General features: G+C 56.3%; 17 protein-coding genes, 1 tRNA gene and 1 riboswitch. Of the genes, 17 read left to right on the forward strand and 1 reads right to left on the reverse strand.

Features of this window, described 5'->3' with window-relative positions:
- Positions 1–12: 12 nt before the first annotated feature.
- Positions 13–175, forward strand: a riboswitch (cobalamin riboswitch).
- A 306-nt stretch (positions 176–481) separates the two neighbouring features.
- From AC0YOB_RS14740 to AC0YOB_RS14785, 10 genes are all read left to right on the forward strand, one after another.
- Entirely contained in the window at positions 482–1,531 is a 1,050-nt protein-coding gene (locus tag AC0YOB_RS14740; RefSeq protein WP_475793406.1) for an ABC transporter substrate-binding protein, read from the forward strand.
- Positions 1,532–2,569, forward strand: a complete 1,038-nt coding sequence (locus tag AC0YOB_RS14745; RefSeq protein WP_475793407.1) for a FecCD family ABC transporter permease — start codon at positions 1,532–1,534, stop codon at positions 2,567–2,569. It begins immediately after the preceding gene.
- The gene (locus AC0YOB_RS14750) at positions 2,566–3,360 is read left to right on the forward strand and encodes an ABC transporter ATP-binding protein (RefSeq protein ID WP_475793408.1); all 795 of its coding nucleotides are present in this window, start codon (positions 2,566–2,568) and stop codon (positions 3,358–3,360) included. Before AC0YOB_RS14745 ends, AC0YOB_RS14750 begins: the two co-directional genes overlap by 4 nt.
- Before the next feature lie 20 nt (positions 3,361–3,380).
- On the forward strand, positions 3,381–4,436 hold the full coding sequence (gene cobT, locus AC0YOB_RS14755; RefSeq protein ID WP_475793409.1) for a nicotinate-nucleotide--dimethylbenzimidazole phosphoribosyltransferase: 1,056 nt from the start codon (positions 3,381–3,383) through the stop codon (positions 4,434–4,436).
- Between the two features lie 41 nt (positions 4,437–4,477).
- Positions 4,478–5,116, forward strand: a complete 639-nt coding sequence (gene cobU / locus AC0YOB_RS14760) for a bifunctional adenosylcobinamide kinase/adenosylcobinamide-phosphate guanylyltransferase (RefSeq protein WP_475793410.1) — start codon at positions 4,478–4,480, stop codon at positions 5,114–5,116.
- Positions 5,117–5,118: 2 nt separating this feature from the next.
- On the forward strand, positions 5,119–6,099 hold the full coding sequence (cbiB, locus tag AC0YOB_RS14765) for an adenosylcobinamide-phosphate synthase CbiB (protein ID WP_475793411.1): 981 nt from the start codon (positions 5,119–5,121) through the stop codon (positions 6,097–6,099).
- Complete coding sequence (cobS, locus tag AC0YOB_RS14770) at positions 6,081–6,890, forward strand: adenosylcobinamide-GDP ribazoletransferase (RefSeq protein WP_475793412.1); 810 nt, start codon at positions 6,081–6,083, stop codon at positions 6,888–6,890. The genes cbiB and cobS overlap by 19 nt, the downstream gene beginning before the upstream one ends.
- Positions 6,891–6,979: 89 nt before the next feature.
- Positions 6,980–8,086: a threonine-phosphate decarboxylase CobD gene (cobD, locus tag AC0YOB_RS14775; protein ID WP_475793413.1), complete on the forward strand. Its 1,107-nt coding sequence runs from the start codon at positions 6,980–6,982 to the stop codon at positions 8,084–8,086.
- Between the two features lie 120 nt (positions 8,087–8,206).
- Positions 8,207–10,219 carry a cobyric acid synthase gene (locus AC0YOB_RS14780; protein WP_475793414.1) on the forward strand — a complete coding sequence of 671 codons (2,013 nt, stop codon included), beginning with the start codon at positions 8,207–8,209 and terminating at the stop codon, positions 10,217–10,219.
- Positions 10,220–10,933 (forward strand): adenosylcobinamide amidohydrolase, encoded by a 714-nt coding sequence (locus AC0YOB_RS14785; RefSeq protein ID WP_475793415.1) that lies wholly within the window; start codon positions 10,220–10,222, stop codon positions 10,931–10,933. It abuts the gene before it with no gap.
- Positions 10,934–11,071: 138 nt separating this feature from the next.
- Here AC0YOB_RS14785 and AC0YOB_RS14790 read toward each other — a convergent pair.
- A tRNA-Asp gene (locus tag AC0YOB_RS14790) sits at positions 11,072–11,148 on the reverse strand.
- 211 nt (positions 11,149–11,359) lie between these two features.
- On the opposite strand from AC0YOB_RS14790, the gene hrpB reads away from it, so the two are divergent.
- The 7 genes from hrpB to AC0YOB_RS14825 all read left to right on the forward strand — a co-directional run bounded on the left by hrpB (position 11,360) and on the right by AC0YOB_RS14825 (position 21,312).
- Entirely contained in the window at positions 11,360–13,885 is a 2,526-nt protein-coding gene (gene hrpB / locus AC0YOB_RS14795; protein ID WP_475793416.1) for an ATP-dependent helicase HrpB, read from the forward strand.
- 41 nt (positions 13,886–13,926) lie between these two features.
- Positions 13,927–14,205 (forward strand): DUF1294 domain-containing protein, encoded by a 279-nt coding sequence (locus tag AC0YOB_RS14800; RefSeq protein ID WP_475793417.1) that lies wholly within the window; start codon positions 13,927–13,929, stop codon positions 14,203–14,205.
- A gap of 437 nt (positions 14,206–14,642) precedes the next feature.
- The gene (locus AC0YOB_RS14805) at positions 14,643–16,727 is read left to right on the forward strand and encodes a HelD family protein (protein WP_475793418.1); all 2,085 of its coding nucleotides are present in this window, start codon (positions 14,643–14,645) and stop codon (positions 16,725–16,727) included.
- 101 nt (positions 16,728–16,828) lie between these two features.
- Positions 16,829–17,494, forward strand: coding sequence for an MgtC/SapB family protein (locus AC0YOB_RS14810; RefSeq protein ID WP_475793419.1), 666 nt, complete (start codon positions 16,829–16,831; stop codon positions 17,492–17,494).
- Positions 17,495–17,528: 34 nt separating this feature from the next.
- Positions 17,529–18,326, forward strand: a complete 798-nt coding sequence (locus tag AC0YOB_RS14815; RefSeq protein WP_475793420.1) for an EcsC family protein — start codon at positions 17,529–17,531, stop codon at positions 18,324–18,326.
- Positions 18,327–18,627: 301 nt separating this feature from the next.
- Positions 18,628–19,758 (forward strand): DUF3900 domain-containing protein, encoded by a 1,131-nt coding sequence (locus AC0YOB_RS14820; protein WP_475793421.1) that lies wholly within the window; start codon positions 18,628–18,630, stop codon positions 19,756–19,758.
- 414 nt (positions 19,759–20,172) lie between these two features.
- Complete coding sequence (locus AC0YOB_RS14825) at positions 20,173–21,312, forward strand: response regulator (RefSeq protein WP_475793422.1); 1,140 nt, start codon at positions 20,173–20,175, stop codon at positions 21,310–21,312.
- Positions 21,313–21,375 lie beyond the last annotated feature (63 nt).

The raw sequence follows: 21,375 nt of genomic DNA on the forward strand, positions 1-21,375 counted from the left end.
ACTGAATAGGATTAAAAACAGGTGCCGCAATCCGCTTTTTTGTTAAGATTCTCTGCGATTCGGCTTAATAGGGGAAGACCGGTGAGAAGCCGGCACGGACCCGCCACTGTAAGGAGCTCCCGATGATCCGCTTGGATTCGGGCTTGCTTCAAGTCAGACCACCTGCCTGTTTTTATATAAACGCTACCTACGAGGACTTAGGGAGGTGCTTAAAGATTGGCTTTGACACGGGTTCATATTATGAACGCTCCGCCTGACGAGGCGTTCCGTCAACAAGCCGCTGTTCGAAAGAACTAGAGCATTTCTGACATTTCCATGTCGGCGATGCTTTTTTTTGATATAAGGAAGTATAAATCCCACCATACTTTGCTTATATTTCTGAGGTGAAGAAGCTTGGCATAACCGCCGGAAGGCCGCGGCAGCCGTTTCTTCTTAGTTTGAGTTGTACAAAATTATATTTTTTTAGGAGAGAGACGAATTGATGAATACTGTAAAACGAATATCCTGGACGAAATATTCTCTTATGCTGCTTCTCGCAGCCATGCTGCTGCTTACCGCAGCATGCGGAAACAGCAATACCAATAACACGGGCGGGTCAGCAACAAGCGTGGAAGATCCGGCAACGGCGACAGAAACCACGGCAAACGGCGGTACGGATCAATCCGGAACGGAAGAAGCGGCCGATGCGGAAACAGCCGCAGGAGCAACCGTTTATCCGTTGACCGTCAAGGATGCTACAGATACAGAGCTTACTTTTGACCAGGCGCCTGCCAGAATCGTGACGCTTGTACCAAGTGAAACGGAAATCGTTTATGCTATTGGAGCAGGCGAGCAGGTCGTGGCTGTGGATGATTTCTCCAACTACCCGGAGGATGCTGCAGCCAAAGAGAAAATCGGCGGCATGGAAGCGAATGTTGAGAAAATCGTCAGCCTGAAGCCGGACCTGGTGCTTGCTTCTTCGGGAATGAACCAGCCGATTGTCGATAAGCTGCGTTCACTGAAGCTGACTGTATATGCAAGCGATCCGAAAACGTATGATGATGTCATAGCTAAAATCACGCAAATCGGTTCCATTATGGACAAGACCAAGGAAGCAGCTGAAGTAACCGGGCATATGCAGGACGTTCGCCAGCAGGTGACAGATGCGGTAAAGGATGCGCCAAAGCCTAAGGTATTCCTTGAATTCTCCCCTGGCTGGACGGTAGGGAAAGGCGAATTTCTTGACGAGCTGCTTACGATCGCAGGCGGCACCAATATTGCCGATCAACAGGGCTGGTATGAAATCGATCCCGAATCGGTCGTGAAAACGAATCCGGATGTAATCATCTACGCTTCCATGATCGTCAAGGAAGGCGAGAAAAATCCGATCCTGACAGGAATTGAAGGCCGTCCGGGCTGGAACACGATTGCGGCGATCAAGGACAAGAAGATTTACGAGGTCGACCAAGATCCTCTTGTGAGGGTTGGCCCCCGTCTTGCGGAAGGACTGCTGGAGGTAGCCAAAAAGCTGCATCCTGACCTGATCAAGTAAATGAAACTTAAACTGTACGTATTCGGAGGAGCAGCCATGCTCCTCCTTGTCGCATCTATTGTGGTCAGTATGTCGATCGGTTCAGCCGGACTTCCGCTGCGCGACGTATGGGGCATTCTCGTTCATCAGCTTCCATGGATGGGCGGCGCGGAGGGCAAATGGGACGCGGGGGACATTGCTATTGTCACACAGCTCCGCCTATCCCGCGTGCTGCTTGCTGTGATGGTCGGGGCCAGCTTATCCTTGGCCGGGGCCGGCTTCCAGGGTGTGCTGCGCAACCCGCTCGCAGATCCATTCACGCTTGGCGTGGCATCGGGCTGCGCGGTCGGCGCATCCTTCCTGATTCTCTTCGGCTATCAGACGGTTATCGGGATTTGGTCCATACCGCTGGTTGCTTTTATCACCGGCATCATAACGTTGATTATTGTGTTTGCCCTCTCGCGTGCGCGCGGAGCGGTGAATGTGGAGACCCTGATTTTATCGGGCGTGATCGTGCAGGCCTTTCTTGGCGCTTTCGTCACATTTATGGTTTCCTTGTCGCAAGGGGTAGTCAATGAAATTATGTTCTGGCTGATGGGCAGTCTGAGTGCGCGCGGCTGGGAGCATGTGCAGCTCATTTTTCCGTTTCTGATCATCGGTCTTCCTGTACTCATCCGCTATTCACAGCCGCTTAATATGTTTGCTTTTGGCGAGCGCCACGCGGCTTATATGGGGATTGACGTGGAGCGGACGAAGATCATTGTACTTATTGTCTCTACGTTACTGACCGCTGTGGCGGTATCGATCTCCGGCGTGGTCGGGTTTGTGGGGCTGGTTGTCCCACATCTGCTGAGGCTGCTGGTCGGACCGGATTACCGTATTATTATTCCGCTGTCGGCCGTTGGCGGCGGCATCTATCTGCTGTGGGCCGATACGCTGGCGCGGACGGCGCTGAGTCCGAAGGAGATATCGCTGGGTGTAGTCACAGCCTTGATCGGAGCGCCATTCTTCGCTTATCTGTTGTACAGGCGCAAGGTGCAGCGGGGAGGGGCATTATGATCGATGCGATCGGGCTTGAGAAATCAATCGACGGGACAAGCATCCTGAACGGAATATCGTTCAAGCTGGAAGCCGGGCGGATGTACGGGATTATCGGTCCGAACGGCGTTGGCAAATCGACTCTGCTGCAGCTCTTGGCTGGCGTTGAATCGCCGACAGCCGGTAAGCTGCTTCTTGAAGGTATTCCTGCGGAGCGGTACGGCCGCAAGTCCTTGGCCAAATGGCTCGCGGTGCTGCAGCAGGGCGGCCTTGCGGCTGTTGGCTTCACAGTCCGCGAGGTAATCGGCATGGGACGGTATCCCTTCCAGAACTGGATGGGCGATGAGAAGACAGATACCGGTCCGCTGCTCGATGAGGCTATTTCCGCGATGGGGCTTGACGAGCTGCAGCATCGGCGGATAGATCAGCTGAGCGGCGGGGAGCGGCAGCGCGTTGCTTTGGCCAAGGTCATGGTGCAGCAGCCAAGACTTCTGCTGCTCGATGAGCCGACTACATATCTGGATATCGGCTACCAGATGCAGATGCTGGATACGGTAAAGAGCTGGCAGCAGGAACGCGGGATGACGGTAGTGGCTGTGCTGCATGATTTGAATTTGGCGGCCCAGTATTGCGAGGAACTGCTTGTGCTCAGCGAAGGACGAGTCGAAGCTTTTGGGACGCCGGCTGCTGTCATGAGCGAGGACATGATCTGGCGCGTGTACGGAGCAAGGTCCGTTGTGCTGCCGCATCCGCAGACCGGCGTACCGCAGCTTCTACTGCTGCCGGGCAGAGCGTCTGCCAGGCAGGGATAAAGGAAGGGAGATAACGAAAAATGAATGAAGCGAAGCTGAATATCCTCATCCAGGGCATTGATCCTGTGAGCAAGGAGATGGTTGAGGCTGCAGAGCAGCATCTGAGCAATCTGACCAAGCCTCCGGGAAGTCTCGGCAGGCTTGAGGCGATAGCAGCTCAAATAGCCGGAATAACCGGCGAACTGGCACCGGACTTGTCGAAGCGGGCGGTTGTCGTGATGGCGGCCGACCATGGGGTTTGCGAAGAGGGCGTAAGCGCGTTCCCTTCCGAGGTGACAGCACAGATGGTTTTGAATTTTCTGGCAGGCGGAGCGGCAGTTAATGTTCTGGCACGTCAGGCAGGAGCGCTGGTCAGCTGCGTCGATATCGGCGTGAAGTCAGAGCTTGAGCATCCGCATCTGATCAAGCGGAAGGTACGCGCGGGCACGGCTAATATGGCAAAAGGGCCAGCCATGTCCCGTTCGGAGGCCCTGCAGGCGATTGCAGCAGGCGCAGAACTGGCGAAAGAGCTGGCCGCGGACGGGTATCGGATGTTTGCAACGGGCGAGATGGGAATTGGCAATACGACGGCAAGCGCAGCTATATCCGCGCTGCTGGCCGGAATGGATCCGGATGCCGCGGTCGGACGGGGTACCGGTATCGATGAACAACGCCGCAGGCATAAGGTCGAAGTGGTTCGCCGGGCGATCGCGGTCAACAAGCCGGATCCTTCAGATCCGCTTGATGTGCTGGCCAAGGTCGGCGGACTCGAGATTGCCGGTCTGGTCGGCGTCATTCTCGGGGCAGCAGCCAGCCGCTGCCTTGTCCTCATTGACGGATATATTTCCTCGGCTGCCGCGCTGGTGGCCTGCCGGCTGGCGCCGCAGGCGCTTCCCTATATGCTGGGCTCCCATCTCTCCAACGAACAGGGTCATGGCGAGCTGCTGGGACGCATCGGGATCTCGCCGATGATTTACTTGGACATGCGTCTGGGTGAAGGAACCGGGGCGGTGCTGGGTTTTCATTTTGTTGATGCTGCGCTTGCTGTAATGAGAGAGATGGCGACTTTTGAGAGTGCCGGAATCTCTCGCGGGTAATTCCGGTTCACGAGGATGGGACAGAGAAAGGAAGAATAGCAATGGCGGTAATGATTACAGGCGGCGCACGCAGCGGAAAAAGCGATTTTGCCGAGCGCTATGCCATGCAGATGGCGGACAGCGGCATCTATATTGCCACCTCCCAGAGCTGGGATGACGAGATGACGCAGCGGATAACACAGCATCAACGCTCGCGTGAAGCGGCCGATTTTCGCTGGCAAACCATCGAGGAGCCGCTTGAGCTTGCCCCGGTTTTGCTGCGCTTGGAGAAAGATGCCGCAGAGAGAGGGCCAGACTGGCGGAGGCCTGCCGTCCTGGTGGATTGTCTGACCTTGTGGCTGACTAATTGGATGCTCCGGCTGGATGCCGCCGGACAGAATACTTCCGCAGCGGACGCTGCCGATGAAGGAGAATACGGAGGTTTGATGCAGCCGGATACCATTGAAGCCGTTGTTGACAAGCTGCTGTCCGCGATTGCTGCATACAGTGGCCCGCTGCTGCTGGTAACCAATGAAGTGGGGAGCGGCATTGTTCCGGCTTATCCGCTCGGCCGCCGGTTTCGCGACGCAGCGGGCCGCCTCAACCGCAGGCTGGCGGCGCAATGCGATCAAGCCTTTCTTGTTGTGGCCGGTTTTGCGCTGGATTTGAAAGCACATGCTTTCCGATTGGAGGAGCGCTGAAGGTGCTGTTCTATTCGCTGCCTGAAACCCTGCTCCTGGTCGCGGCCGCGATTGTCATCGATTGGATTATTGGCGATCCGAAATGGCCGACGCATCCGGTCATCTGGATCGGGAAGTTCATCAGCGCCCTGGAGAAACGGCTATATCCGACAGGGGCGGAGCTTCCTCCGCTTACGTTGAAGGGACGGGGGATTCTGCTTGCGGCAGTCACCACGCTGTTGTCTTTCGCCATCATGTGGCTGATTACGGCTGTGGCGGACTGGATCCACCCTTGGGTCGGATATGCCGTATCTTGCTGGTTTATTTCCACGACGATTGCTGTAAAGGGGCTCAAGGACGCCGCGATGCAGGTATATCGTCCTCTTGTGTCGGGGGATCTCGAGCAGGCGAGAAAGTACGCTGGCTATATCGTCAGCAGGGATACCAAGGGGATGACGGAAGCCGACGCTGCCAGAGCTGCGGTGGAAACGGTCGCGGAGAATACCGTGGATGCGTTTGTTTCTCCTTTATGCTTCGCCCTCATCGGGGCGGCTCCGCTTGCGATGCTGTACAGATCGGCCAATACACTGGATTCCATGGTAGGCTACCGCAATGACCGCTATCTTCATCTGGGCTGGGCGTCCGCCAGGCTGGACGATATCCTGAATTTCATTCCGGCCCGGATATGCGGACTGCTGCTGGCTCTGGCTGCCTGGCTGACACCAGGCTTGTCGGCAGGCAGGGCGCTCGGTGCGATCCGTATATTTGCCAGCCTTCATCCAAGCCCAAACAGCGGCATTCCCGAATCGGCTGTCGCAGGAGCGCTGGGGATCGAGCTGGGCGGGCGCAATATTTATTTTGGAAAAGTCAGCGAACGGGCGCGTCTTGGTTGGCCCTTGCGGACTCTCGAAGCAGGGGATATTATCCTGACCATCCGGCTGCTTTATCTGGTAAGTCTATTTTGGTTTGCGGGGGTGGTTCTGCTATGGTGCGGGATTCGCTGAAAGCACAGCTGCAGGCTGTCGGGGCCGCCTTTCAATTCATGACACGTATTCCGGTTCCCGTTGAAATCCCCTTCACTCCTGCCGTACTGGCAAGAAGCACAGTCTATTATCCGCTTGTCGGGCTTGTGATAGGAGGCATTACCGCTGCTGCCGGATGGCTTCTGACGCTGGCTGTTCCCGCTCTTCCAGCTGCCGTATTGATCCTGCTGATCTGGACGGCGCTCAGCGGCGCTCTTCATCTGGACGGACTGATGGATAGCGCGGATGGCGTGCTCAGCCATCGCCCGAGGGAGCGAATGCTTGACATTATGAAGGACAGCCGGGTTGGGGCTATGGGCGTCATGGCTGCTTTTTTTCTGCTGCTGCTGAAATTTGCCACGCTCTCGGCGCTTCTGGAGGGTGAGGGCGGATGGGTGGAGGCTGCGCCTCTAGTGGTTATGGTATGCGGCTGGAGCCGGCTGTGGGTGGTGTGCTCGATGGCGGGATGGCCGTTCGCCAGACCGGGCGAAGGGCTTGCCGTGTTATTCCGGGCCGTGCGCAAAAAGCACGTAACGGCTGCGTCTGCAATGCAGCTTACTTTTGTTATCATTATCGGCATCGCATGCGGCTGGTCATGGCAGGATATCGGACTGATTCTCGTTGTCCACGGAGGGCTTGCGCTGCTTTGCGGGACGTTGCTTTCCCGGTACTTCACCCGCAAATTAGGCGGATTGACCGGCGATACCTATGGTGCGCTCAATGAAATATTGGAATGCATGCTGCTTTTTGCCCTGCTTTGGCTGGTTCGATAGCTGCGGCTGCTGCGTTCAGCGAGGCAGTCAAAGCTGGACTTATCCATCATTAAATAATATCTTTGCTCATATAAGGAGGCCAGTCCTGGATGCTGGAGAGATTCGGTCATGGCGGAGACCTGTTAACCGCCCAGGAGCTGTTCGGCATCGGGGCCGGGAGCTTTACCGATTTAAGCGCCAATATGAACCCGCAGGGTCCGCCTGCCTGTGTTGCCAGTCTTCTGGCGGATTACGCACGAACGATTGGACATTATCCCGATCCCGCAGCAAGAGGGCTCATTCACAAACTGGCTGATCATCACGGGGTAAGCGGGAGCGCAATTCTGGCCGGCAACGGTGCTGCGGAGCTGATCGATCTGACGGTGCGGCTGCTGCGGCCGAAGGTGACGATCGTGACTGCTCCGAGCTTCGTCGAGTACGGCGATGCCGCCATAAAATGCGGAAGTGCCGTCAAGAAGCTCGCGCTGTCGGAGGAAGAGGGGTTCCGGCTGACGCTGCAGCAGGTATCCGATATGCTGGCCTCCCTGCGCGCGGAGGGAGTCGGCGCCGGGGAAGCATTATGGTTTCTGGGCTCACCCAATAATCCGACCGGCCAACTGTCAGATCCTGCGATTATCCGGGAGCTTCTGGGAGAAGGCGAGAGGGTTGTGATGGACGAGGCTTTCATGGATTTTGTTCCGGGGGCGGCGGCATTCAGCTTACTGAAGGAAGCGGCCATTCATGGGAATTTGATCGTCATTCGCTCGCTGACCAAATTTTACGCGATTCCCGGTATTCGATTGGGCTACATGGTCGCAATTCCGGCAACGATTGCCCGGCTCAAGGCGCTTCAAGTGCCCTGGAGCGTAAATTCGCTGGCTCAGCAAATCGGCGAAGCGGTGCTTGGCGATGAGGAATACCGGCGAAGCACCATGGATTGGCTTGCGGAGGAGCGCCCATGGCTGGCCGTGCAATTGAAGCGACTCGGTCTGGCGGTGTACGAAGGAGCCGCAAATTACATTTTATTTGCATTGCCACGGCAGCATCCGCTTGATGCAAGGTCCCTTCAGCAGCAGCTGGGACTTCGCGGCATACTGATCCGTGATGCCTCGCTGTTCGACGGTCTGGATGAGCGCTACTGCCGGGTAGCGGTGCGGTTCCGGGAGGATCATATCCGGCTGCTGGAGGCGTTGAAGCCTTTGCTGGAACAGGGATGAACGGAACGCTTGAGAAGACCTGTCACCGGATATATAAATACCCGGACCGGTTCAAATTGGATGAGCAGGAGTATACTCGCCGATCCGATTAGTCTGCAAATAAAGAAGGGACAGGTGAAGATGGACAACGACAAGGCTTTGCCGAAACAAGCGAGAACCATTATGCTGCAGGGAACCGCTTCAGATGTGGGCAAAAGCCTGCTTACTGCTGCCCTGTGCCGCATTTTCAAAGAGAATGGCTGCCGTGTGGCACCCTTCAAATCGCAAAATATGTCCTTGAACTCCTATGTGACCTGGGACGGCAAAGAAATTGGCAGAGCACAGGGCATGCAAGCGGATGCCTGCGGGATTTTGGCTACAACGGATATGAACCCGATTCTGCTGAAGCCCAAGAAGGAAATGGTCTCGCAGGTTGTTCTGCACGGCAAGCCGCTGGGGGATTATGCCGCCGCCGTATACCGGGAGAAGTTTCTCTTTAGCGCCGGACCCATTATACAAGAGTCGCTGCGCACGCTGCGCGAGTCTTATGACGTTGTCGTTCTGGAAGGCGCCGGAAGCCCTGCGGAAATCAATCTGAAGGATCGGGACATTGTGAATATGAAGGCTGCGAAGTGGGCCGAAGCGCCTGTCATTCTCGTGGCGGATATTGATCGCGGCGGCATGTTCGCTTCCATCGTCGGCACGCTCGAGCTTCTGGAGGAGGACGAGCGTGAACGCGTCTGCGGGTTTATCGTAAACAAATTCCGCGGCGATGTTTCGCTGCTGCAGCCCGGGCTGGATTGGCTGGAAGCGAAAACCGGCAAGCCTGTGCTTGGCGTGGTGCCTTATCTGCCGGATGTCGGGCTGGAAGATGAGGATTCGTTATCGCTTGATAATGCGGTAAGGGGAATGGCGGCGGCAGCTCAGGCATACCCCGCAGCAGAAGCTCAAGGCAAACTGGATATCGCCGTGCTTCGTCTGCCGCATATTTCGAATTTTACAGACGTTGATCCGCTGCGCAGCGAGCCGGATGTACAGCTTCGGTTCGTCTCCTCGGCGCAGCAATGGGGCGAGCCGGACGCGGTAATCATCCCCGGCAGCAAAAACACAGTCGATGATCTGCTATATTTGCGCGAAAGCGGGCTCGCCGCGCGTCTGGAGGAGCATGTCCGCAGCGGCGGGTATGCAGTCGGAATATGCGGAGGATATGAGATGATCGGAGAACGGCTGCTGGACCCGCTTCATACCGAATCCGACCGCGGCGAGACTCCTGGCTTCGGCTGGTTTGGTTTCGACGTGACGTTCGCCGCTGAGAAACGGACGGAGAGAGTGAAGGGAAGTGCCTGGCTTCCCGGCCTGGAGCGCGATTATCCCGTGGAAGGCTTTGAAATCCATACGGGCCGGGTGAATTGGCGTACGGCTGGGGATCTGGTGGATGCCGGAAGCAGGATATCTTCAGGAGGATGGCTTAACCCGGCGGAACGAAGACCCTTTAAGCTGACACCAGCCGGGCTGGATGCACCAGGCAATGGAGAGGTCCGGCTGCCCCGGCAGCCGGCAGGAGAAGACCAGCTGACGCGGTACGATTCGGAAGCTGCAAGAGCCGGCGATAAAGTGAACCAGCTGTCAAGGGGTCATTCGGCTGGTGAACAAGCTTGCGGTGAAGAGCCTCGCCTGTCCGGGCATCATTCGGCTGGTGAACAAGCTTGCGGTGAAGAGCCTCGCCTGTCCGGGCATCATTCGGCTGGTGAACAAGCTTGCGGTGAAGAGCCTCGCTTGTCCGGGCATCATTCGGCTGGTGGACAAGCTTGGAGTGAAGAGCTCCGCCTGTCCAGGCGTCAGTCGGCTGCTGAACGAACCGTCGGTGAAGAGGCCGCCTTCGATTATGACGGCTGCGTTTCCGAGGACGGCCGCGTATGGGGAACCTTTCTGCATGGCGTGCTGCATAATGATGATTTCCGCAGAGGCTGGTTGAATCTGCTGCGCTTGGCGAAAGGCCGGGAGCCTTTATCCGTTGGCGTACGCGTCAATGAGCTTCGCGAGGAAGCGTTCAACCGGCTTGCCGTTCATGTGAGGGCGCATGTGGATATATCAAGGATCACAGCCATTATGGGACTGAAGGAGCCGGGGACAGACAGAGGAGGCGAAGCGTAAATGACCCAGCCTTTTCGAAGTGCGGATAGACGAAGTTATTTATCGGAGTGCTGGCGGGAGATCCAGATCAGGCTTGAAGAAGATGCGATTATCATTACCTGCGCCAGGCCGCTGGAGACGATCAGCAGCGCAGTGCTCGGCGGTGGTTTCTCGATAACCGAACGGATCATCAATTGGAAGGTTCCGCTCGCCTATGACTGTTCGGATCCTGTACATGATCTGCATATGATGCTGAGCGAGCGGGGATATCCGCCGCAATCCACGGCGGGTCTGCTGACAGCCGCGAAGCTGACGCATGCCTCCATTACCGAGATGCGTGGCGATGAATTCACCATCGTATGCTGCACCACCGCCGGCACTAGCAATGCGGCAAGAGCAGGATTGCTTCGCCCTGTCTTCTCTTCTTATACGGCGGGAACGATAAATTCGGTTGTGCTGATTGACGGACGGATGACGCCGCCTGCAATGGTGAATGCCGTGATTACCGCAACGGAAGCCAAGGCGGCTGCGCTCGCCGACCTCGGTATAGCCGACTCGCTTCATGGCCTTGCCGCCACAGGCACGACAACCGACGCGATCGTGATTGGCGCAAGCCAGTCGGAGCGTTATCACGGACTTCATGCCTATGCTGGAGCAGCGACAACAATCGGCAACGCGGTTGGACGAATGGTTTATGAAAGTGTGTACGAGGCTGTCTCAACGCAAAAGGAATAGCAATCCTTCTGGAACCGTCCATGAATATGGATCAGAGGCGTCTTAGCTTTATGACCAGCCTGTCAGTCTTGCAGGAAGCACAAAAAGAGCAGGAACCGCAGTTCCTGCTCTTGATTTAGATAGCATAACATTCATAAGTGGCGGAGCTGACGGGATTCGAACCCGCGGTCTCCTGCGTGACAGGCAGGCATGTTGGGCCACTACACCACAGCTCCATGCAATAAGACAAGGCATATCATACCATGCCAGCCTGCCCATGCGCAATGTCTATTTATTTATTATATTTTTAGAAAGTGTATAATGGGCGATACGTCGCTTGAATGCCCTGTTTGATTATCTCTTCCGGTTGTGAAACACTATAATAGAAACATTGATTTGACCATAAGCATGGCAGCTATGCTGATTTGATAGAGGAGAATGAAATGGATGGATCTTCAGCATACCAATCATGACAATGAGGTGCTTCCGATCGATGCCCTGCTCCCGGAGCTGAGGGAACATCTGTTGATCGGGCACAGCGCGGTGCTGATTGCCGCTCCCGGCGCCGGGAAGACAACGCGCGTCCCGCTTGCGCTTCTGGATGCGCCATGGCTTGGAGGACAGCGTATCTTGATGCTGGAGCCCAGGCGTCTGGCGGCCCGCGCGGCAGCCCGCTATATGGCAGCTTCGCTGGGCGAGCAGCCTGGCGAAACGGTCGGCTACCGGGTAAGAATGGACACGAAGGTGGGGCCGGCGACCCGTATTGAAGTCATTACCGAGGGCGTGCTGACACGAATGCTTCAATCGGATCCTTCGCTAGAGGGCGTCGGGATCGTTATATTTGACGAGTTTCATGAGCGCCATCTGCATGCCGATCTGGGACTTGCACTCTGTCTCCAGATGCAGTCGCTCTTGAGGGAGGATCTGCGGCTGCTTGTCATGTCCGCCACACTGGAAGGAGGGCGGGTATCGGCATTGCTCGGCGGCGCTCCGGTTGTCCGCAGCGAGGGACGCGCTTTTCCGGTCGAGACGCATTATGCTCCAAAACGGCTGGAGGGCCGCATCGAGGAAGCTGTCGCACGGACCGTAACCGACGCTGTCCGCAGTCATGACGGGGATGTGCTTGTCTTCCTGCCCGGGGCTGGCGAGATCCGCCGTGTCCAGGGACTGCTTGGCGGGGCATCGGCGGCACTTGGAGCCCATGTGCGTGTAATGTCGCTCCACGGCAGCATGTCCGCGGAGGCGCAGGATCTGGCGATTGCCGCGTCCCGGCCGGGCGAGCGTAAAATTGTACTGGCTACCACCATAGCGGAATCCAGCGTGACGGTGCGTGGTGTGCGTATTGTTGTCGACAGCGGTCTCAGCCGTGTGCCGAGATTCTCGCCGCGGACGGGCATGTCGCGGCTGGAGACGGTTGCTGTTTCGGCCGCGTCTGCCGATCAGCGGCAGGGCCGGGCAGGGAGGGAAGCGCCGGGCGTCTGCTACCGGCTGTGGACGGAGCATGAGCACCGGCAGCTGAGGCCGCAGAGCGAGCCGGAGCTGCTGGAAGCCGATCTGGCACCGCTGGCGCTGGAGCTGGCGGTTTGGGGCGCTGCCGAGCCGGACGATCTCGCCTGGCTCGATCAGCCTCCGGCTGCGGCGTATGCGCAGGCAAGGGAACTGCTGCGCGAGCTTGGCGCTTTGGATGCCGGGAACAAGCCGACCCGGCATGGCCGGGCTATGGCCGAGCTTGGCATGCATCCGCGGCTGGCCCATATGGTGCTGGAGGCGGACAAGCTGGGCTATGGCGCCACCGCCTGCGAGCTGGCTGCGCTGCTCAGCGATCGTGACCCGCTCCGCAGCGCTGTCCGCAGCATTGATATGCGGCTGCGGCTGGAAGCGCTGCATGGCCATCCTCCAGGCGCAATGGATGATGCGGCGATGAGGCGAATTGCCTCCGAAGCCCGGGAATGGAGGCGGGCGGCGGGGATTTCTCCCCCGGCGGCAGGCGCGAATTCCGCTGCCGGCGGTATAGACAGCTGCGGGCTGCTGCTGGCGCTGGCCTATCCGGACCGGATTGCTCAGCGCCGGAACGACGGCCGCTTTTTGCTGCGCAGCGGGCGCGGCGCAGTCGTCCGGGAGCTGCAGCCGCTGTCGGGAGCGGCCTATCTGGCTGCGGCCGAGCTTGAAGACAGCGGGACGGACAGCAGGATGCTGCTCGCCGCACCGGTCACCCTGACAGAGCTGGAGGAGATAATGGGCAAGCAGATCATTGACGAAGCCGAAGTGACATGGGACCGTTCGGCACAAGCTGTCCGCGCCAGGCGCAAGCGGCGGTTGGGCGCGCTTGTGCTCAAGGAAAGCCAGCTGTCCGATGCGGATCCTGCCCTGGTGGCCCAGGCGCTCATGAACGGCATAGCCGAGCTTGGGCTCGAGATCCTTCCCTGGACGAGGCAGGCCAGACAGCTCCAGGCCCGTATTGAACTGATGCATGCGCATAACGGAACCTGGCCTGATGTTTCTGACCAATCGCTGATGGCCGGGATGCCGAAGTGGCTCGCCCCTTATATTGGCGGCATGCGCAGCCGATCGGATCTGGCAAGAATCAATCTGGTTCCGATTCTCGAATCCCAGCTTTCCTGGCAGGAGCGCCAGGAGCTGGACCGGGAAATTCCGACCCATATGACCGTGCCCAGCGGCTCGCGTATTCCCGTCGATTACAGCAACCCGTCAGCACCCGTACTCGCTGTCCGCCTGCAGGAGGTGTTCGGCTGGCAGCAGACGCCCCGGATTGCCGGCGGCAAGCTGCCGTTAACGATCCATCTTCTGTCGCCCGCCCAGCGTCCGGTGCAGGTGACAAGCGATCTGGCGAGCTTCTGGCAGGGGGCTTACTTCGAGGTGAAGAAGGATCTGAAGGGGCGTTATCCCAAGCATTATTGGCCGGATAACCCTCTTGAAGCCCAACCGACGAACCGGACCAAACCGCGCATGTAAGAAAATACTTGTAATCGTTTAAAGATTCGGAGGTTCAAAGAATGCAGCTGCTCGGGCTTTATCTGGTCATTATAAATATAATTGCGTTTGTTCTTATGCGCGTAGACAAATCCCGTTCCGCAAGCGCAAGCGGCCGCAAACACCGCATTCCCGAACGGAGGCTTCTGGGAATCGGAGCAGCCGGCGGAGCACTCGGCGGCTGGCTGGCTATGCGCATGTTCCGCCACAAAACGAAGCATATCGCTTTTGCAGCAGGCCTGCCTGTCATGGTTGTGATTCATGCCGCCATCCTGATAGCAGTGTACCGTTATCTCATCTAGCAGATCATAAGATGAGAACGGGCAGGCGGGGAAGCAGCTCGTGGTGGATCCTTAACCTAACACCGAAATACAGAGGCACTGCAGCTTAAACGTGCTTATTTGCTGTATCAGACTGCCGGATATCTTCATTATCATTGACTGCCGGCTCTATATATGCTATATTTCTAATTCGTGTTATAAGCGATTGATTCCCACGGCTGGAAGCCTGATGCGGAGACCTCATAAAGAAGAACGAACGAACAAGCCGCATGCGAATGCGGCTTTCTTGACCTTATCGAATTTATAGCGCTTCATTTCTATAAATTCCGGTCAGGTTTGAGGGTAGAATCCTGCTTTTCACACCCAGAGGATGGCGTCAGCCGGTTATTCCCGCCTTATTCTATCTCATGCCGGGTCTCAAGGATCAACAACTATAAACTTTCAGGAGGGTAACTGACATGTCTGTTCAAAGTGCCTTTCAAGACGAAGCGGTGCGGATCGACGAGGTGCTCCGGCACATTCGCGGCCAGCTGCTTGCGATCGGGCCCCGTTACACGGGCAATGATTTTACGGAACAAATGCTGCAATTGCAGCGCGAACAAAGGCAGCAGCGGCTGGAGGTCGCCGAGCGCGAGCCTTATTTTGGCCGGATCGACTTCCAGGAGCATTCGCACAGCGACCCCAAGCCGCTCTATATCGGCAAAGCCGGCGTAGCGCACGAATCGAGCAAGGAGCTGCTGGTGGTGGACTGGCGGGCTCCCATTGCGAGCCTGTTCTACGCGTTCAGCGGAGGGGAAGCTCCGGTAGCCTATGAGTCTCCTGAAGGGGACGTAGAGGGAACCGTTCATCTTAAGCGCAATCTGATGGTCCGTGCCGGAGTGCTGGAACGAGTCGTTGACAGCTATATAAGAGGCCAGGAGGAAGAGTCGGTCACGGATGAATTCCTTTTGTACCGCCTTGGCGAGAACAAGGACAACCGGCTCCGGGATATTGTCTCGACCATTCAGCAGGAGCAGGACCGGATTATCCGGACGGAGAAGAACAAGACCGTCTTTATCCAGGGGGTAGCGGGAAGCGGAAAGACGACGGTTGCCCTTCACCGGCTGGCCTATTTGCTGTATCGGTATGCGGATCGGATTCGGGCCGAGCGGATGGTTATTTTTGCGCCCAACCGGATGTTTCTCGATTATATCTCGGGGGTGCTGCCGGAGCTCGGGGTCGGTGATATTCTGCAGACAACCTACAACGAGTGGGCGATCGAGCGGCTCGAGAAGTCGGTCCGTCTGGACGAATCGACGGATACGATGGCATACTGGTTCGAGCATCCGCGGACAAGGGAAGAGATGGAGCAGGCTCCCGGCCGCATCAAGGGAAGTCTGGTGTTCAAGCAGGTTGTGGACAGCAGGCTGCAGCAGCTGGAGTCGACGCTCCTGCCGGAGCTCCCCTTTGAGCCAATTGATGGTCTGACGCTTCATCCCGAGGCTATTCGTGAATGGCTGCTGATCGAGGACAGCTATGAACCGTTTATGAAACGCCGCGAACGGCTCGTTAACCGGATCAAGCGATGGCTGGAATCGGAATGGAAGGCGCGCCGCTTCACGGACCGCCAGCTGAAGAGTAAAGCCAATACAAGGCTGAATGCCTACTGTAAAAAGATTTCCTCCTATACCGCCGCGCAGCTGTATGGCGATCTGCTGGGCACCCCGGAAGCGGCTGAGCTCATTCCGCTCAAGGCGCGTACGGCAACAATGAAAGCGCTGAAGCAAAAGCTCGTGCAGCCGGAGGATCTGGCCCCGCTCGTTTATATTCAACTGCGGTTGTACGGTCTGGATCAGCCTGTTTACGATCATATCGTGATCGATGAGGCCCAGGATTACTCGCCCTTCCAACTGGAGGCACTAAAGCTGTGCCAGCTGCACTCCTCAATGACCATCCTTGGCGATCTGCAGCAGGGAATTCACCGGTATGCGGGCATTACAAACTGGACCGAGCTGACAAATGTGTTCGATGAGCAGGAGCAGGGCTATTTCGAGCTGGACCGCAGCTACCGTTCCACGATGGAAATTATCGATTTTGCCAACCGCATTCTCGGAAGCATGGGAGACGGCGTGAAGCCTGCCGTTCCGGTATTCCGCAGCGGCGAGCCCGTGGAGACGATGGAGCATGGGACGGACAGGGAACGACTCGCGGAAGCTGTGCGAACCGTGCGGGATTGGCAAAATGGAGGCGGCTACCGCACCATTGCGGTACTTGCCCGAACTGCCAGATCCGCCTTGGAGCTGGCCGAATATTTCGCAGCGGAAGGAATCGAGGCCTCTCTGATCCAAAGCAGGCAGGAGGCCTACGGAGGCGGTCTGACCATTGTACCGGCATACTTGGCCAAGGGGCTGGAGTTTGACGCCGTCCTGATTGCCGACGCGGATGCGGCAAGCTTCGGAGACAATGACGCAAAGCTGCTCTACGTGGCCTGCACCCGCGCGCTTCACAAGCTGAAGCTGCTGCACCGCGGTCCGCTTACGAATCTGCTGGCAGCAGAAGGATGATGCGGCTTTTACCCATAAGGCGGTAACAAAACACCTGAAGCTGGCGGACATGAACTGTATGCCGGCTTCAGGTTTTGTTAATGATGATTGGGGGATGGGAAATGAATATGGAACTGGATTATTTGCTTCGCGTAGTAATAGCAGGCGCCTGTGGAGCGATTATCGGGTACGAGCGGAAAAGCCGGATGAAGGAAGCGGGCATCCGGACCCATTTTATTGTGGCTGTGGGCGCTGCGCTGATGATGGTCGTTTCCAAATACGGATTTCAGGATCAATTGAGTTGGGACAATCTCTCTCTTGATCCCGCGCGGATTGCCGCACAGGTCGTCAGCGGGATCGGTTTTCTGGGAGCCGGAATGATTTTCATGCAAAAGCAAACGGTGAAGGGACTGACAACAGCTGCGGGCGTTTGGGCGACTTCGGGCATTGGACTGACGATTGGAGCCGGGCTCTACACGGTGGGTGTCGGTGTCACTCTGCTGATCTTCATCGGGCAAAAGCTGCTCCACCTGAAGCTCAGCTGGCTGAGAAGCCCGCGAACCGAGCAGGTTTTCATCCGGGCGGACAACGAGACCGGCATGCTGGACCTCATTTTGCAGGAAATTGAGAAGCAGGGCATCCGGATTGCCGGTTTTCATGTGGTGAAAAATGAAGCGGCCGAAATCGAGATCGATATCCAAATGATACTGCCTCCCTCATTCCAGATCAATCAGCTGATTCTTGTTATTCAGAATTTACCGGCTGTGCGTACCATTGATTATCAGTAAGGGCCGCCGCACAGCAGAGGAGTTGCTATGCTTCATGACGATTGAAACGAAAGAGGAGCTTGTAAGCGTCCTTGCGGAAATCGAGAAATGGGAAAGCTCGCAGAAGGACCTCTGGTTCTGGGAAAAGCTGGGACGGCTTCCCTTCATGCTGCTGGACAAATTAACCCCGCGTTTTCTGCAGGACAAAATCGGGTTGGCCATTGACGAGATCGGCAGCTTCGTCCAGACCGGCGGAAAATATCTGATCGCCGAGAATATGGTGCTCCGCAAGCTTGGTGTGGATACGCTGGAGGAAGCTGCGTCCAGCCCGCTTGCGGTTATGGACAAGACCGCGGAAGAAATTTCGCAGAGCAGGGCAGCCTTTGCCACCGTTCAGGGGGCGACTACGGGAATTGGCGGCATCTTCACATTGGCCATCGATATTCCGGCGCTGCTGGGCATTTCGCTCAAAGCGATTCAGGAGGTTGCGGTCAGCTACGGCTACGATCCCAGGCTCAAGGAAGAACGGGTATTTGTAATCAAATGCCTCCAGTTTGCTTCCTCCGACATTGTCGGCAAAAAGGCGATACTGGAGCAGCTCGGACATTTCGGCCAGCCGGAATCCCATAATCAGATGGCTTCGCAGATTCAGGGCTGGCGGGAGGTTGTGGCCACCTACCGGGACAATTTTGGCTGGAAGAAGCTGTTTCAGCTCATTCCCGTGGCAGGTATCCTGTTCGGTGCCTTTATCAACCGGGGCATGCTGAAGGATGTGGCGGAAGCGGCAACGATGCTGTACCGCAAACGCCGGGTGCTGGAGCGGTTGAACGCGTTTGAGGATGTCCAGCATTAGAAAACCGCGGAGCCGCAAGTGAAATGAGAGAAGCCAGGACAAACCCCTATGGGTTTCCTGGCTTCTTTTCATCTCACTACAGGCAGGTGATCCGCCGGCTGCTCCTGTTGCATTTCTTATACCCACGGACGCGAAAGCCTTTGAGAATAGCGTACTTGCGGTCATAAGGAAGAAAACAGCACTGGAATACGGCTGAAAAATTATGCTATGCTATTGGCTTGGGTTTGCAGCTCCGACACAGCAGTTAATTGCAAGTGCTGCAAGCAAGCTATTATGAGCCGCAAAGGGGAAGGACGCACCTATGGATTTTATTGTGCATCATCTATCTTTTTTTGTTATTCAGGCAGACGGAGCGGATAATGCCGCCAAGACGTTCAAGCATTTTCAAACCATGGACCAGCACGATTACGCCGACAGTGAGCTGAAAGCCTTTCTGGACGGCGAGTTTCAGCGGATATGCAAGCGCAAGGCGGAGCGCCATCCCAGTACGGAGAACGCGCCAACCAAAATCGGACGATTTATAGCGGAACCCGGATATGATTTGGACAGCAACCCGAACTATAATTTGTTTCAGCGGCTTCGTGAAGCGGATAACAACCAGGATTACCATAGCTACGCGGATGAGCTTGTCCGTCTCTATATGGATGCCGCAGCCGTCCGCGGAGGCGCATTGATCGTTGTGAAGGCAACGCCGAACCGGCATACGGACGAGCCCCTGCTGTTCATCCTGAAATGCGATTTCGAACCGAAGATAGCCCGGATCTCGGATGAGAAAAGCCTGATTTCACATGTGGAAATGGCCATCAGCGCACGCAATATGAAGTCCATTCAATATCCCTTCATGCCGGAGGAGGGAATGCTGGAGCCCTGGGAGCTGAAAATCCATCAAGCCTCGCATGCCCGGTATTTCGAGGATTTTGTGCGGTTTGTAAGCTACGAGAAAGCGATGCCGGAGCTGATGAGCGAACAGATGATTACCATGGTGCATGACTATATGGATGAGAAGTGGCAGGGCCAGGACGGCGAGGAGCGGGAGCAGGAGGCGCAGCGCTTCGAGGCATGGGCGGCAAGCGAGAAGAGGGAGCTGCAGGAGAGCTGGACCCATCAGCAGGTTGCAGCGGCCGCGGAGCAGCTGGTAGAGCAGCAGCCGAACCTGAGCGTGGCCTTCAAGCTGGATGGCGTTTCGGTCAAGGGACCGCTGTCGGAATTCGGGCGTGCGATTCATTTTGCCACATATAATGGACGATATATTGCGCTCATTGAAGGCGACGCGTTTCAGTTTGACCGCAGCGTATCGCCGGTGGAACTGCTGCAGCCGCCGGATTTGCTCGAAGTGCTGGAGCTGGTTGGCCGTGCACAAGAAGAGCGGAAGAGCAGCGATAGCCAGCAGGCAGATATGTCTCGTCCAGAAGACAACGAGCTGCCATACTAACAGTCGGTCTCATCCATAGAGGCAGGGGATAGGGGATTCCGGAATGACCGGGATTCCCTTTATTTTTACGAGAAGTATAGCGCTTAACCTTTTAATCTCCTAAGGTTGCGAATCAACTTTATACCCATATAATAGGAAAATAATTGTTTCTTCCAGTCCCTATTGAATTCATCACTCGACAAACCGATAAAAGAAAGAGCAGCCTTTTTTTTCGAAGCACGGCTCTTCCTTGTCTGAAAAATCGGGGTTGTTTTACATTTTCCGAATAACTACAATCTGTATTGACAGCAATCGAGTGTATGCGACAGATTCCTCTCGCATCCTTGATACACTTCATAAATGATGAATAAGCCAATTTGAAATCGGCTGCAATATGATGTCTTACGCTCGAACATGGCATAGGGGTGAATACAATTGAAGGCGATACTGGTTGATGATGAAGCGCTGGCAAGCCACTATTTACGCAGACAATTGGAGAAAATCGGGGGCATACATATACTCGCTGAGTTAAGGGACGCGCAGGAAGCGGTCGATCAGGCGGAGAGCCTTAAACCGGACGTCGCTTTCCTGGATATTGATATGCCGGCTCTGGGGGGAATTGAAGCGGCTGAGATTCTGCAAATGCGCGATCCGAACCTGAAGGTTGTGTTCGTTACCGCATACGACGATTACGCGATCAAAGCCTTTGAGCTTAACGCGATCGATTATCTGCTTAAACCGGTGAATGCCGAGCGGCTGAAAAGGACTGTGGAGCGGCTGCAGCTCTCATTGCCGCATGCTGTGGCAGCCGGCAGGCCGGAAGCGTCCGATATTCAACCAGTATCACCCGTCTCAGCCTCACCGGCTATGCTTCGCTGCTTCCAGACGCTGGAGCTTGACAACGGCAAACAGGAGTCCATTCCGTGGCGCACTTTTAAAGCGCAGGAGCTGTTCTCCTTCCTGCTTCTGCACAGGGAGCAGTTGATCCGCAAGGATATGCTTCTGGAGCTTCTATGGCCGGAGGTCGATTACAAGAAAGGCTATACCCAGCTCTACACAACTGCCTATCAGATCCGCAAAACCATCGCGGCGCTGGATGTCACGCTTGTTTTGAAAAGCAATGAGAAGGGCTACAAGCTTGAAGTAAACGGGCTTCCCCTTGATATCGAGGTGTGGGAGCAGGGCGTAATGGGGACACCGGCGCTGTCAAAGGATACGTTGGATCATCATCTTGCCCTTACGGAACTGTACCGCGGCGACTATTTGGCGGATTACGATTACTTATGGGCCGAGAGTGAACGCCAGCGCCTCCGCTATTTATGGTTCCGGCATACATCGGAGGTGGCGATGCTGCTGGCGCAGGTGAATCGCGTATCGGAAGCGATCCATCTTTACAACCAGCTGTTGGACAAGTTTCCCCACGCCGAAGAGCTTCACTTCGAACTGATGAAGCTGTACCGGCTGTGCGGGGATGCGGAAGCCGCCAGAAATCAATACGGCAAGCTGGTGCAGATCCTGGCTGAAGAGGTGGGGGGAGCGCCGCGGGCAGACATCATGGAATGGATAGGCGCCTGAAGGCGACAGTATGAGGTTCCCACCATAAAACTTCAGGCAGCTTATCAGGAGAACAAACGCAGC

It is taken from the genome of Paenibacillus sp. JT31N17 (assembly GCF_056269255.1).